The sequence below is a fragment of the Nostoc foliaceum FACHB-393 genome, assembly GCF_014698505.1.
Lineage (GTDB): Bacteria > Cyanobacteriota > Cyanobacteriia > Cyanobacteriales > Nostocaceae > Nostoc > Nostoc foliaceum_A.
This window is the reverse complement of sequence record NZ_JACJTD010000036.1, coordinates 32,434-46,808: the sequence shown is the minus strand read 5'-3', so window position 1 is coordinate 46,808 and position 14,375 is coordinate 32,434. Positions and strand designations below refer to the sequence as shown.

At 42.6% G+C, this 14,375-nt stretch carries 11 protein-coding genes; 2 read left to right on the top strand and 9 right to left on the bottom strand.

Annotation, left to right across the window (positions count from 1 at the left end):
* Positions 1-7: 7 nt before the first annotated feature.
* Both H6G92_RS24900 and H6G92_RS24895 read right to left on the bottom strand, forming a co-directional pair.
* The gene (locus H6G92_RS24900) at positions 8-670 is read right to left on the bottom strand and encodes a glycoside hydrolase family 24 protein (protein ID WP_313889993.1); all 663 of its coding nucleotides are present in this window, start codon (positions 668-670) and stop codon (positions 8-10) included.
* Between the two features lie 250 nt (positions 671-920).
* Positions 921-1,580, bottom strand: a complete 660-nt coding sequence (locus H6G92_RS24895) for an NAD(P)H-binding protein (protein ID WP_190896812.1) — start codon at positions 1,578-1,580, stop codon at positions 921-923.
* A gap of 178 nt (positions 1,581-1,758) precedes the next feature.
* On the opposite strand from H6G92_RS24895, the gene H6G92_RS24890 reads away from it, so the two are divergent.
* Entirely contained in the window at positions 1,759-2,433 is a 675-nt protein-coding gene (locus tag H6G92_RS24890) for a DUF1997 domain-containing protein (protein WP_190896810.1), read from the top strand.
* A gap of 63 nt (positions 2,434-2,496) precedes the next feature.
* On the opposite strand, the gene H6G92_RS24885 is transcribed toward H6G92_RS24890, so the two are convergent.
* A complete protein-coding gene (locus H6G92_RS24885; RefSeq protein WP_190896808.1) occupies positions 2,497-2,967 on the bottom strand; it encodes a DUF4079 domain-containing protein in 471 nt (156 codons plus the stop codon).
* Between the two features lie 286 nt (positions 2,968-3,253).
* Here H6G92_RS24885 and H6G92_RS24880 point away from each other — a divergent pair, with 286 nt between their 5' ends.
* Entirely contained in the window at positions 3,254-4,537 is a 1,284-nt protein-coding gene (locus tag H6G92_RS24880) for an ankyrin repeat domain-containing protein (protein ID WP_190896806.1), read from the top strand.
* A 575-nt stretch (positions 4,538-5,112) separates the two neighbouring features.
* On the opposite strand, the gene H6G92_RS24875 is transcribed toward H6G92_RS24880, so the two are convergent.
* From H6G92_RS24875 to hpsJ-B, 6 genes are all read right to left on the bottom strand, one after another.
* Entirely contained in the window at positions 5,113-6,504 is a 1,392-nt protein-coding gene (locus tag H6G92_RS24875; RefSeq protein WP_190896804.1) for a PP2C family protein-serine/threonine phosphatase, read from the bottom strand.
* A 1,601-nt stretch (positions 6,505-8,105) separates the two neighbouring features.
* Positions 8,106-9,779 carry a signal recognition particle-docking protein FtsY gene (gene ftsY / locus H6G92_RS24870; protein ID WP_190896802.1) on the bottom strand — a complete coding sequence of 558 codons (1,674 nt, stop codon included), beginning with the start codon at positions 9,777-9,779 and terminating at the stop codon, positions 8,106-8,108.
* 400 nt (positions 9,780-10,179) lie between these two features.
* Positions 10,180-10,821, bottom strand: a complete 642-nt coding sequence (gene nusB / locus H6G92_RS24865) for a transcription antitermination factor NusB (protein ID WP_190896800.1) — start codon at positions 10,819-10,821, stop codon at positions 10,180-10,182.
* A 384-nt stretch (positions 10,822-11,205) separates the two neighbouring features.
* Complete coding sequence (locus tag H6G92_RS24860) at positions 11,206-11,967, bottom strand: DUF502 domain-containing protein (protein ID WP_190896798.1); 762 nt, start codon at positions 11,965-11,967, stop codon at positions 11,206-11,208.
* Between the two features lie 520 nt (positions 11,968-12,487).
* Positions 12,488-13,396, bottom strand: coding sequence for a glycosyltransferase family 2 protein (locus H6G92_RS24855; RefSeq protein WP_190896795.1), 909 nt, complete (start codon positions 13,394-13,396; stop codon positions 12,488-12,490).
* 126 nt (positions 13,397-13,522) lie between these two features.
* Complete coding sequence (hpsJ-B, locus tag H6G92_RS24850; RefSeq protein WP_190896793.1) at positions 13,523-14,365, bottom strand: hormogonium polysaccharide biosynthesis protein HpsJ; 843 nt, start codon at positions 14,363-14,365, stop codon at positions 13,523-13,525.
* Positions 14,366-14,375 lie beyond the last annotated feature (10 nt).

Genomic DNA, 14,375 nt, shown 5'->3' with positions numbered 1-14,375 from the left:
GATAACATTACTGCTTCTTTAGCAACTTCTTTACTGCATTGCTAGAAGAAGTTGATGATGGTGAAAAATTCGGGGCTGTTGGTTGATTAGCTGGGGTTAATTCCTCTTGCAACATTTTCTGATAAATTTTAGGTAAAGAGCTACTAACAGAATTAGTTTCTATACCATATCCTAGACTTGTCCAGGTGGGAGAAAGTCGCCGCAAAACATCATTTAACTTTCCCTGACGCAACAGTTGAGAAATATCAGTTCCCCAAACTTTAGAATCATTTAACCAACGGTAAACAACTACATCTTGATATTCTGCCTCAAAACTATAAGCAGTCCAAAACACCATCTGCATCGGGTTTGGGTGATAACGGGGCGCTAAACGATACCAAGTAATGTTGATAATTTGATATCTGCCAGCAGCTGTGGAACAATTACCTGTATTGGGGCCTGTGACAATTGTGACGCATATCTCAGGATGTCGGCTAAGGTCGTTGACTTGCTGTCCACCATACAACAACGAATAGGGACGGTTCCCACTGGCCTCACTTGCCGAGATAGTTCGCATTAAAGCGCGGATATATGGGTCGCCCTCTTTCATGACCAAGGGCGGCTGTTTAACTGCAAAGATGGGATCAGAAGGCGATCGCAAGTCTCCAATATACCATTGCAACAAATACACAAAGCCGAGAAGCGCGGCTATTGGACCAATAAGTTTTTCGACACCTTTGAATTCAAAGCCTTTCAGAGTCCGACTCCTTCAAATTTGCTCTCTTTGCTAACAACAATGATTGACGAACTCATTTTGGCAAAGTTCACTTCCATCCAATACAGTCTATTCGTAGGGGCACAGCAATGCTATGCCCAAAGCGCATGTGTATCCAAGTAAGACACGCTATAAGAGTTTTAACCCCTAACTCGTCACTGGTTGGTTAAGCGACGTTAGCAAATAATTCCCCAAAAGTTTTGGAGGTAGCTTCAGGTTTGGCAACAATCTCGACAATTTTATTGCGTGCATCTACTTCAAACAGCGCCTCAACAGCAACTTGGGCGACTTTTTGCCTGGGTATGCTACCGTCGAAAAGTGTATCAGCACTTTGCATCACGATCGCGTCGGAATTATCTTCATTCTTCAACCCACCAGGGCGCACAATGGTATAGGTAAGACCACTTTTCTGGATGTACTCTTCAGCTTGCTTTTTCCACACTAAAATCAGCCAAAACAAGTTCAGTGGATGGAATAACTGCGAAGTACACAAAGAAGACACTAAGACAAAATGCTCAATTCCCTTTGCCTTGGCAGCATCTACTAAATTTTTAGTCCCTTCAAAATCCACTTTATAGGGGCCAGTAGGGTCAAAGCTAGGTTTTGCCCCAGTAGCAACTAACAAAACTGTGCTATCTCCCAACGCAGCATTTAAACTTTCTGGTTGTAACACGTCGCCTACTACTAATTCGGCTTCAGGAGACAGAATACCCCTAGCTTTCTCTATATTCCGCACCAAGGCTCGGACGGGAATATTCCGCGCTATCAACTCTTGCACAATCCGGCGACCTGTTTCACCCGTTGCCCCTGCTACAAATGCTTTCATGAGAAATGCTATCCTGGGAAACTATTGTGTGCTTGTTCAGTTCTTTATTTTAGTAATTCTATGGAGCTGATGGCAGATTAATGAGGTTTCAGTCAAAATAGGATCTTAGTGCGAAATGACCCAGGCATATGGGGAATCATTAATATAGACGAACGCCAAAGTATACATTAATGCATTTATGCTTTCAACAAACGGCGAATATAAATCCTGGGAAATAACAGAAGCAGTTTTACCTGTAGCCTCCAGCCAAGAAGAAGCTGAGGACACATTAATAGAAGCAAATGTAGCGACGCTCACAAAGTTTTCCGGTCGTTATCAAGATTTTATGGAAATGCCTGCCCCAGTAGAAAAGGTTGCTGAGTATCTTAATGCTCACGCCTCATGGTTTTCGCGTTGCGCTGAACCTATGAAGGTGCAACCATTGGGGGAAAATGGCTACGCTTTAGTAATTGGCCGTTTTGGTGCTTTTGGTTATGATGTAGAACCAAAAATTGGTTTGGAATTGTTGCCTCCAGAGGAGAGTATTTACCGCATCCGTACAATCCCCATTCCTGATTACCAACCGCCTGGTTATGACGTAGACTATCGGGCATCTCTACAGTTAATAGAAAACGATGCTTGCACTAGCGTTGGTGAGGTTACCAGGGTTGAATGGGAATTGGATTTAATGGTTTATTTGCACTTTCCCCGGTTTATTCAGCGATTACCCAAGTCTATAATTCAATCTACAGGCGATCGCTTACTTAACCAAATTGTCCGCCAAGTCTCCCGCCGCTTAACTCGCAAAGTTCAGGAAGATTTTCATAAATCTTTAGAAATACCCTTTCCAGGGAATTCCAAGCAAAAGCAGTGATTCAACAGTCATTTGTCATTTGTCAAAATTTCATGACAAATGACAAAGTACCACTTACACTTACTATGCTTTAGTGAGAATTCTTTGGACAATTTGCACGCCGGTGACAGCCTGCCAAGCAAAAAGTCCCAAAAGGGTAAAATTCAACAGAATGTGAGTTGCACGCGCCCAATTTGCTCCTTTCTGCATATAAGGAGACAAAGCAGCAGAAAATGCAATCAGACCCGTCATACCGAGTCCTGCCAGCAGGTGAGGCCCGACAAATAACTTGCCATTATTGATGTAAGTGACACCCATCCCTCCAATTGCACCTACCACCATTAAAGCTAGGAGTATAGACCCGATTTGGTAGTGTCTGACGTTATATCTACCTTTAATCAGTTCTTTCTTTTCTTCCCCCTGAGCATTTCTGGTACGCTGTAGTTGCAGCCCCAAGTAGGCAGCATAAATTGAAAGTATTAATAGCGCCCACATGATCACCGGATGAAAGAAGTTCAGCCAATATTTCACCGACGCAGAAAGTTCCAGACTCATGGTGTTCTCGCCCAATTATTAAATCTTCATAAAAATTAGCATAACTCTATTTCCTGTGCTGCAAGTTGCACAAACTAAAAGAGGCTAAGAAAGAGAAGAGTGAAGCCTCCCTCGTTTTACTTTTCATCAAGCCAATAGCCAGAATGTTTGCCAAGACTGCTTTGATTAAATTTTAATATTTAATTTTGAATTTTGAATTGCATAACCCTCTTGCCAAAGTGGATAAACAATCTCAGACTAAATTTTGAGGGTAGACGAACAAAACCCCCTGTGTGGGATCTCATCCATGATTGAAAACAACGATACTTTGCTGCTAAAAGCTGCTAAAAGTGGCGATATTAAGCATCTGTGTACGCTACTGGCTGCTGGTGCGAGGGTGGACGCGTGCGATCGCCAAGGCACGACGGCGTTAATGTTTGCTGCCAATTTAGGCTACACCGAAATTGTGCGATCGCTGCTAGATGCTGGGGCAAATATCAACTTGCCCAGAAAACTCTATGGTTTGACGGCTTTAATGTTGGCAGCTAGTGCCAAACAGCTTGACATTGTGCAGCTTTTACTATCCAAAGGTGCTGATGTAAATGCCACTAATGAAGATGGCAGCACAGCTTTAATGGCAGCTGTACTCAAAGGTCATATCGATGTAGTGCGAGTTTTATTGGCTGCTGGTGCGAAGGTGAATATCGCAGATAAAGATGATGATACTGCGTTGAAACTAGCAGTTAAGCAGGGACAAATAGAAGTTTTACAAGCACTTCTCCAAACTGGTGTCGATATCAATATCCGAGATGAGGAGGGTGAGACACTCTTAACATTAGCGGCAGATTTGGGACATCTGGGTGTTGTGGAAGCACTGCTAGCGGCAGGGGCTGATGTGAATGTGAAAAACGCTGATGGTGGAACTGCGCTATCGGCAGCAGCGGCGGCTGGACACAGTGCGATCGCAGCAGTTTTACTGGATCGAGGAGCTGAAATTAATCTCCAAGACCAAGATGGTGAAACTGCTTTACACCTTGCCGTTGTGGAAGGCTACATTGATGTCGTACAACTGTTACTTAACAGGGGTGCAGATGTCCAAATTAGGAACCATCTGGGTGATACGCCACTGCTTGTAGCTGCATTGCAGGGACATAACCAAATTGTCGAGACACTACTACGTTCTGGGGCAGATATTACTGAGAAAAATCTTGGTGAAGTACCTTTGACGCTGGCTGTATCACAAGGACACACCCAAACAGTGAAAGTGCTGCTAGAGTATGGTGCTGATGCCAATACTCCGGGCGATGATGGCAAAACTGCTTTGATCAAGGCAACCGAACGCAAGTACATAGAGATAATACATTTGCTGCTAGCAAAGGGAGCAAATGTGAATTTTCAAGACTCGGCGAGGGCAACAGCATTGATGTGGGCTGCCTCAGCAGGTTACGGCGAAATTGTGCAGTTGTTACTGCAAGCTGGGGCAGATATGAATTTGAAAAACCGGGGTGGTTATACTGCTTTGATGATTGCAGAATTTAATGGTTATAAGAATGTGGTGCGGAGTCTGCAAAAAGCTGGGGCACAAGAATAGCTATCTGAATTCTTTAACTAAAATATTTTCAGAAATATGTTGACAAATCATTAAATGAAGGTTATCTACTTAAATACTGAGGAGATTTAAAAAACCAAGTCTAGGCGTAAGAAACAAAGAAAGCAAAACTCCGTCGTAGCTGTTGTGAACTTACTACGGCGGAGAAAGAAAAAATTAAAACGACAAGAGGGAGCAGGCTAAATGCTTGCGTCACAAGGATAGAAAGAAAGCAAAAATGAAGAAGTAAATTTACCTTTTACTTTTTACCTTGTACTTTTACCTTTTACCTAGTCTCCCCCTTGGCGTTTCCTACTGTGCTAGATGTGCAAAATATATAGTTTTTACTTTAAGAGAAAAGTATTCTAACGATCATTTTTTATGTATCCTCCCTAAGGATGAATACAAATGAATCTGAAAAAAGGTTGATGTGCGAACATTTGAGCGATCGCTACGGCAAGCCAAGGAAAAAATAAATAAAAAATTAAATTTAGTATAATTACTATGGTGAATCCCCCAGTCACCATCGGGTTAATCATAACTTGACCAAGCAAAAATCAAGCAAAAATGGTTAATGACTATAAAATTTGCAGAACAACTAGTGTCATATCATCAGTGTTTTGCTTATCAGCACCGATGAATTGCTCAACTTGGTCAAATAGGTAATCCACAATCTCCTCTGGCCCATTGCAGTACTTGCAAGCCGTATTGAAGCCAGCGACAAAGTTATCTTCATCGAAGCGATCGCCACCAGCAGCAGCGGCATCGGTCAAGCCATCTGTATAGTAAATAATTGTATCCCCAGGCTCTAACTGTGCCTGTGCATCTTCATATTGGCTGTTGGCATCCAAACCGATTAACATTCCTAGAGTATCTAAACGGCTGACAGTTTTCGTGGCTGCGTGCCACCACAAGGGAGGATTGTGTGCCGCATTGCTATAAGACAAAATTCTATTATGGGGATTATATTCTGAGTAAAATAGCGTTACAAAGCGGTGGGAATTTTCCAAATCCGCATACATAACTCTATTTAAGTTTTGCAGAATTCCGGCTGGGGAATTGCCATGTAGCACTTCTCCTCGTAGCATTCCTCGCATCATCGTCATAATCAGCCCTGCGGGAACACCCTTGCCCATAACATCTCCTATAACCAAACCCCAGCGACTAGTTTCCGTGCTGCCTTTAGATTTGGACTGAACTTTATTGTGATTGGTAGCAATAAAGTCGTAGTAGTCTCCGCCGACGCGATTGGCAGGTTTACAGCGTGCCGCAAGGACTGCACCAGGGATTGTGGGGCATTGACGTGGTAGAAGTCGCCGTTGAATTTCTGCGCCAATTTCTAGTTCTTGGTCTAGGCGTTCTTTTTTTCTTAGTTCTACGGCTAGTTCATCGTTTTCGATTGCTACCGCTGTTTGGTCTGCTACTAACCTAACTAACTTTTGCCTAGTTTCTGTCCAACTATATTCTGGATCACGGCTCAAGACGTAGAGCCATCCCCGTTCTGTATGCTTCACTAGAATTGCCGTACCAAAGATTTGCACATCAGGCCCCAGATAGCGATGCATCTGGTCATCCAAAATACCCGTGGCATTCGCTAGAGGGGCATTATTGGGTAGAAGCGTGATTTGACTACTAGCTATTTCTAGCGCTTTACGGATATTCTTTCGCTGACCACTATCTTGCCAATGTAACTGCTCTAACCTGACTTGACCATTCGGTTTGTAGAGAAACAGAGCGCTGCCGTCTGCATCTGTGACTCTTGTTGCCATCAGCGGGATCAGTTCCAAAAACTGATTCAAATTATTGAAACTTCTCAGGGCAAAACCTAAAGAACTTAGCAAATCTTGAATTTTGTTCTGTTCCCGGTGCAACCTTGCCACGAGTTCTTTGAGTGCCACGACTGGTGTGACATCTGTCGCGGCACTAGTATTGTTGTCAGTGGGTTGAGAGGGCAGTTGAGACACAGGCACAGGTACTATTGCACTTTATATTGGTAAATTTCAGATTACTTATAAATCTTGTGGCTTTGGCATTGCTAAACCATATTTAGACAAGACTTGTCACTTTAGCAAGAGTATAAAGACGTAACAGGCAAGTTTTATAAGTATTTTATTTGTTTTTTGTCTTTTTGATTGAATCTTAAAAATTTAAATTCATGTATTTTTATTCAAAACACAAACCGTAAAAATTACTAGCTTCGGTGATAGTTCAGAAAGGTTTTCATTTTTTCATAACCTAATTACCAAAGCATATCTCTAAAGTAATAAAAATACTTTATTAAAAGAATAATTCATAACGCTTTCAGAATAACTTTTTTGGCAGAGGCAACTAGAAGACTAGAAGTCTTTTGAGTGAAAAATTTTGTAGACGCTCACATCGTAGCTTAGTTTGGTAAAAAGAAGACTTATACCCATTACCTAACCTAATAATATATAAATAAGTCTTCAAATACTTAATCTATATACCATAATTACGGGAATAATCGCCAAGATTGAGGTTTTCCATTTTTAATTTATCGTTTTGCGAATTTTTAAGTTACTGAATATGCAAAATTTAAACCCCTTGAAACGGGATAAAAGTAAGACAACCTAATCTTTAGAGTCCGTCGCAAGAGATTTAAAGCATTAGCCCGTCATTGATTTTAGGGCAATAAGCTTGGGTTAGGACTTAACTCTTTATCAAAGTCAATTTTTTATAACATAGACACAAAGAGGCTTTCCACAGGCTATAGCCTTTTTTTCTACGGGACGCAAAGAAAAAGAGCGAAGAAATGCTTAACTGAACTGTATTGGATTTTAGGGGGGATTCATTTGGTAGGTGTAAGACTATGAATAGAAGAGATGACATTAAATCTAAAAAAATATCCTCCAATAACTTTAAGTCAAAAGCTAGAAAAAGTGTTGTTGTTTAAATATCAGACTTAAAACCTCTCAATTCACTACAGAAAATATTGTAGATACTTGAGCAACTATGAGATAAGAATATGCCTGGGAGTGTTGAACCAGCTTACTTACACTAATTCATTTTTTGAGTCCACAGTGGACGATTTTCCGAAGTTATGATGATCGGAAGCTGTCCTTTTCCTGATGTCGCTGCCGGTAAAATAGCTGACGCTCGTCCTCCTACTATTAAGTAAAATTACGTGCATATCTCCCAACTGGGTACAAATCGCCATAGTCAACACTAAGAAACTGTGGAGGGAAACTCCTCCCCTAGTGCTGGACTCACCCGCGCTGGCTCCCCAACGCACTATTCACCGCTCAGACTGCTATCCATCCTACAGCTATAGTTATATTTGTGGTGGTAAGTGTCTCGCTTGCCCTTTACATTACTGCAAGATGCAAGCTTCCTGGCTCTTGTGTGTCGTAACTAAATGCCATTTAGAGAGTAAAAAAAGGGCATTAGCTTGAAATTTTAGCAAAAGTCACTTATTTGTTGTGACAAACTCATGATTTTAGGACTTGATCTGTTTCTAGTATTTTGTTTCTAATTAGTTCAAGTGATAATAGCAGACCAGTCATCCCTAAACTTATCAGTAGTCAAGAAAAATTTTTAACCCCAAATTTTTTAATTAGCCACTCAAGAGAGCTTCGACAAATTCATAGCTAGAAAAGGGGCGCAGGTCTTCAATTCCTTCGCCAGCACCAATAAAGCGAATAGGTAAACCTAGCTGTTGCACAACGGCAAGGGCAACACCGCCTTTGGCTGTGCCATCTAGCTTGGTTAAGACAACGCCACTCAGTTGGGCAGCTTGGGAAAAAACTTCGGCTTGCCGCAGTCCATTTTGTCCTAAAGTGGCATCTAGAACCAAAAGAGATTCTACTTTAGCATTTGGGGCTTTTTTGTCGATAATTCGCCGGATTTTGCTGAGTTCATCCATTAAATTTTTCTTGTTTTGCAGTCGTCCAGCTGTATCTACCAGAAGTAATTCTGTTTGCCGCGCTTGGGCGGCTGCGATCGCATCAAACACAACTGCTGCCGGATCTGTATTTTTTCCAGGATTGGCAATTACTTCTACACCACTTCTACTACCCCAAACCTTCACCTGTTCCACGGCGGCAGCGCGGAAGGTGTCTGCTGCCCCAATCAAGCATTTATAACCAGATTTTTGTCCCAGGTGGGCAATTTTGCCGATAGTGGTAGTTTTCCCGGCACCATTTACCCCAGTGATTAACCAAATATTCAAGGTTTCTTTTTCTGGGGTAAAGCTAATTTTGTGGGATGTTTTGCTCGGTGCATCCAGCATATCCCGAAGGATTTTTTTCAGGTAAGCGATCGCTTCTTCTGGTGCGGTGACTTCTTCTCGAAGTTTTGTCTGTAAGGCATTGATAATAAAATCTGTCGCCTCTACACCCACATCAGCTTGCAGGAGCAATGCCTCAATTTCCGTTACAGCAGCTTGGTTAAGCGGCCCTTGACCAACGATCGCCTTCAGTTGGTTGAGAATACTACGGCGAGTTTTGTCTAACCCTTGCCGGAGCTTTTTCAGCCAAGTAATCTCCTCAATAGAAACGTCTTCTGGATTTCTACCTTGGGCTGCTAAAACTTTCGCTGACCAGACAAACCCATCATCAAATACCAGTCCGGGAATTTCCTCTCCTGTCTCTAAGGTTGTAGCTACTGGCTGTACTACCTCCGGTTCTGGGACATCAATAGCAGTGGCTATTAGTTGTTCCAGCTTGGCTTGCCGTTCTGCCGCCGCCCGTTCTAAGAAGGATAAGGTGGCTGGTGCTGTTGGCTGTGTTGCCTCTGGCGTAGCTATTGGTTCGGTGGGCGTTGGTTCAACTTCAATTCCCGTTAGTTCTGGGCTTTTTACATCTGGCTCTTCAGCAATTGCTGCCACTGAGGAATCTTCCGTACTTTCTTCCTCAGTAGCTGCTTGGATAACTTCTTGCTGTGGTGTTTCTACGGTCGTGCTAGCAGGTTCCTCAGTTGTTTCTGGTTCGGTGATTTCCGCAATTGTTGTTTCTGCTGTTTCAGGTTGTGCTGATGGTGCTGAGGTATCTGCTACATCAGGTGGGGTTTCTACTATCTCGGCTTGTTGTTTTTGCTGAATATTTTTGTAAGCAGCTTTAGCAAACGCTAACAAGTCTGCCGTTGTGTCTGGTGCAGTTTCATCTATTGATGTTGGCGTTTCGGCTGGCTCTGCTTGGGGTTCTTGTGCAGGAGGAGTTTCTTTCTGTTTATTATCAGAGGGAGTGTCAGAGGAATCGTTATATTGACGACGGAACCAATTAAAAACCATTGCAGCAGTTTTAGTTGTTATATGAGTTATGAGTTATAAGTTATGAGTTTAATTTAACTTTGCACTTTTTCCTGGAGTGAAAACTTCCGGGTTATCCTCACCTTTTCAACACCAGTTTGAAAAGAATCGGTACAACAGAAGCTTCCCTCCGTTCGCGCAGCGTCTCCCCTTCTCCCAAAGGGAGAGGCTAGCACCAAGGGAGAAATTCCGCTCGGAGAAAGCCGCAGAAGCGGCTACAGACTCTTCTCTACGGCAGTATAGGAATTACGAAGTGGTACTAAGTAAGTTGGCACAATAAAATCAAACTATGTGAAGAAAAATGAACAAGGGTTTTAACCCTTATAACTATTGCCTCTTGCTTTTTGCCTTATCCCAAGGACAATTATTTACGTCGACTTAATTATGCTGTTTTTTTCTGCTCAGTGACTCGGCGCAAAACACCGTTAATAAACCGATGACCGTCGTCTCCACTGTAGCGTTTGGCTAGCTCCACAGCTTCGTTGATGGCGATACTGTCTGGAACTCCTAAAAACTTCATTTCTGCCACAGCGATTTGCAAAATATCGCGGTCAATTTGAGCCAAGCGAGTTACTTGCCAATCTACTAAGGCAGTAGAAATGAGTTCATCTATAATGTGTCGATTTTCGTTAACGGTAATCACAAGCTCTTTAGCGTAATTCCGAACTCCCTTGTCCTGATTAGCTAACTGAATCAATACTGGGAAATCAACTGCGGTACCCAACTGATTGATTGCTGTCTGGGTGCAAGCGATCGCTTCTTGAAGCATTGTTCTGGCAGTATTGAGATCGGAGGCCCGAGTTTGGCTACTTAAGAGGCGATCGTTGCTGCGTTGCAGTTCACCTGCGGCATTATCAAGGGTATCTTGCACTTCTGACGTCAGAGTGCGTACTGCTCCTAGCACCAACTTGGATACTAGTTGATCGTCTTCCAATTTATCTAATTTTTTTGGGTTGACTGGCAATTGGCTAAGGCTTAAAAGCGCCAATTCACGAGCAATTTGCTGGGGTTTACGAGGTTGCATAAAACTGAGGAGTGCTTGTGCGAGAACTGATTAACTAGGCGGGACAAACTTATAATCATATCAATTCTGGCACAGTCAAACAACAACATTACGGATTTGCTTGTGACTTTGCCAGATTGATTTTAACTAAAAACTATCCTCTGACTTTCTTTGCTTCTACAAGAGGATATGGAAGAAACGAACTCTTTTTCTGGTAGGATTATACATCTTGATCTTCAATGCCGTAAGCGAAAACCAAGCTAATAGGTGCAGGTCGCAAGAGAAAGATTTGGGTCTTGGGAACCACTACTTCTGGCAAAAGGAGGAATATAAGACCAATAAAACTACGGAGTTTTATTGCCTATTCCCGATGAATTGCGAGAGCTTACACCATACTTGGATAATTCACGTTTCTTCAACATGAATTATCTGCTGCTTAATTTCGTCGTGTTTTACTTCTAGTGTGGATTCGGGGAAAAGCAAGGGCGTATTGGGGGCGACAATGCCACCTGATACAACTATTTTAAAGGCGTCTTCAATCGATATGGAGAGGTTCACCACCTCGTCTTCAGGAACTATTGCGTACCATCCGGTAGTCGGATTCGGGGTGGTAGGGATAAAAACACTTAGCACGGGGCGAGACATCTGGGCTTGGATATCACTGCTGATTGCACCAGTGACAAAGGCGATCGCCCAAATTCCTCGACGGGGATACTCTACCAAAATTACCCTGCGAAACTTGCCATTAGAATCCTTTAGTATGGTTTCTAAAAGCTGTTTGAGAGTTTTGTATACCTGTCCTGCTAAAGGAATTGCCTGTAATAACCGCTCACCAAAATCTAACAACCACCGCCCAGCAATATTGCGAGCCATCAAGCCCATTAACAAGATACTTAGTAGCGGCACAGCTAATCCTACTAATAAATTCAGCAAATTTACTAGAATTGGGTTTAAGCCATCAAAGGGATTCAGTTGTTTGGGTATTTGGGTGAGGAAGTTGATTACCCAATTAGCAATGGTAATTGTCAGCCAGATAGTGGTTGCTAGGGGAATTACTACCAACAAACCAGCAATTAGGTCGTTTTTTAAGTCCTGTTTTAGGCGATCGATTACCAAGCCCCGATTCTCCTGTTTTAAGCTAGAGGAACTTTTGTTATTGGTATCCATACCAGCAAATTCATCAAATAGGAAAGGCCTTACTTGAAGCAGCTTCTACCGCAAGTAACTTAACTGTCCAAGAAGCTAGCAGCTTGGCTGCTGCCGCAAAAACACGTACTTGTTGCTGGAAATCAGCTATTTTCCTACAAGCATACAAATAGACATCAACCAATCCGATAGCGGCTGGTTATTTCCAGAAGATGTTACTTTTCTTTGTAAGACTTGTAAATGATTGTTGCAAGCCCTTAGGTATTACTAATCTACCGCGCTCAATCAAAAGCTGCTCATGATTGTGAAAGTACCAGCAGGTAAACTAAGGAATTATTTTATCTGTCAGTCACTCACATTGGAGCAAGAGCGGCTTTTATGAAAATGTTCTGTTAAAAATATTAATTTATTATGCTGGTTCTCGTTTAGGTGGAAAACGCGATAAGGACGCATAGCTAGCTGTGCGTCCCTCTGAATTCTGATTTTGCGATCGCGTACCAGTCAGCAGTTACCGATCGCTGCTTCTAATCTCCAGTCGCCTTTACGCGATATCAACCTGTGTAGTTTCAGAATCCGCACACTGCAACTGTTGTGTACTCTCTTGCGCCAGAATTGCTGTTGCGTCTAAATTGGGTTTTGGTAGATACTTCATTTCCCAAACTTTGAGCAAAATCAGATATTCATAGAATGCCTGTAATGTACACCAAGCAAGTCCAGCGTGTCCATCTAAACAGCCGCCTAAGATAAAATACATATATACAAACCGTAGCAACGGTCTGGCGGGTAAACGCAAAGACAAATCTTTTAGGGCGCGGCGTTTTTCGACTTCCGATTTGCCAAAAAATAAATCTCGCCAGTTTACGTTTCCCTGTTCTAGTTGATACAGCGTTTCTTGAGCTTCATCTGTAGAATAACGGTTATGCTTGTCAATCCAGCGGCTCAAGCCTTTGCTACAAGTGTAGTGTGGGTATGTTTCTTTTATAAAGCTAGTTGCACCCTCACAAACTTCCCGTTCAGTATGACCGTAGTCTGTAAACCAAACTTTACCGTGGCGGAAGAGGCGCATTTGGTAACGGGGATACTGTGTGCTGTAACGAATCCAGCGATTCATAAACATGACACGTTCAGCCACATAGTAACCGATGTAGTCTGAATTCTGACTGGCCTTTTCGCATTCCGCGAACAGTTCTGGTGTCATGCGCTCGTCAGCTTCGAGAATGTAAACCCATTCATGCTTCCGGGGAATAGACTCTAACATCCAGGTGCGTTGGCGTCCGTGGCTTTCAAAAGCGTGTTGGACGACGCGAATGGGATAGCGACTGGCGATTTCTACAGTGCGATCGCTACTGCATGAATCCACAACAATGATGTCATCCGATAGCATCGCCGATTCGATACAAGCAGCAATATCTAACTCTTCGTTATATGTCAGTATGTAAATTGAGAACATTACCCAAGTTTTATAGCGATTTTAGTCAGTGATAATTGCCTTTTTATTGTTATTAGCTATTAGGCGTATGGCAGTATAAGCCGTCAATAATTATTGGATACGTCCTACTGCCATACTGATAGTGCATTAGCGTGCGGTAGCTCTAGGTTTACCACCTTGTATAGCACCCCTACCTTTTAAGCCTGTCCAGCCGATGATAATGTAACCAATAGACAACAGCAAACTGCTAATCCCAATCCGCAGTCCAGATTTCCAAGCAGTATCTTTAGCTTGTTTCTCTGCTTCGTCTCTGCGCTGGCGAACTTGGCTCAATTGTTGAGTTCGCAGCGTTTGAATATCTGTTTGTTGTTGGATAGCTTTGTCAAGTACTTGAGGATCTGTTTTAGCCTTCTTCAGTAACTCTTTTATATTTGCTGGAATTTGAGAGCTTTCAAGTGCTTGCTTATATCTCTGATCATCTTTGAGTATTTCACTAAACTGAGCTTTGGTTTGGTTTCGCAGTTGCTCTAATTGAGCTTTTCCTTGCTCAGTATTTAGTTGTGCTTGCAATTGCGATAACCGAGTATTCAGTTGAGTTTCTGCCTGATCTGCTTCTTGGGTAATTCGGTTGAGTGTTTGAGTCTTAGCTTGATTGACGTTATTGAGGTGCAGGGGAAAAATCAGCAAGAACATCAACCCTAAAATACTTGAGAGGATCACGGCGGGAAATCTTAAATCGATACCTTGGGGGCGATCGCTTCCTGCATCAGTACTATCAATCCAATAGGCAGCAAACAGCAGCCCCAAACCAACTAAAGGAACGATTCCTCGATCAACTAGCGCTGTTGCCAAGTTGATTTGCCATACCCGATCAGTCGGTTGAAAGGGTAACAATAGAATCAAAAAGTCAACAAGAAACGACAAAATGCAGATTATTCCAACTACCTTAAGTGTGAGGGCAGTACTTACGGAAGCAAAACGGTTGACCATAGTTTTTCAA

Coding starts and splice junctions, on each gene's coding strand:
- H6G92_RS24895 (WP_190896812.1), bottom strand. CDS start 1,580: ATGAAAGCATTTGTAGCAGGGGCAACGGGTGAAACAGGTCGCCGGATT.
- H6G92_RS24890 (WP_190896810.1), top strand. CDS start 1,759: ATGCTTTCAACAAACGGCGAATATAAATCCTGGGAAATAACAGAAGCA.
- H6G92_RS24885 (WP_190896808.1), bottom strand. CDS start 2,967: ATGAGTCTGGAACTTTCTGCGTCGGTGAAATATTGGCTGAACTTCTTT.
- H6G92_RS24880 (WP_190896806.1), top strand. CDS start 3,254: ATGATTGAAAACAACGATACTTTGCTGCTAAAAGCTGCTAAAAGTGGC.
- ftsY (WP_190896802.1), bottom strand. CDS start 9,779: ATGGTTTTTAATTGGTTCCGTCGTCAATATAACGATTCCTCTGACACT.
- nusB (WP_190896800.1), bottom strand. CDS start 10,821: ATGCAACCTCGTAAACCCCAGCAAATTGCTCGTGAATTGGCGCTTTTA.
- H6G92_RS24860 (WP_190896798.1), bottom strand. CDS start 11,967: ATGGATACCAATAACAAAAGTTCCTCTAGCTTAAAACAGGAGAATCGG.
- H6G92_RS24855 (WP_190896795.1), bottom strand. CDS start 13,396: ATGTTCTCAATTTACATACTGACATATAACGAAGAGTTAGATATTGCT.
- hpsJ-B (WP_190896793.1), bottom strand. CDS start 14,365: ATGGTCAACCGTTTTGCTTCCGTAAGTACTGCCCTCACACTTAAGGTA.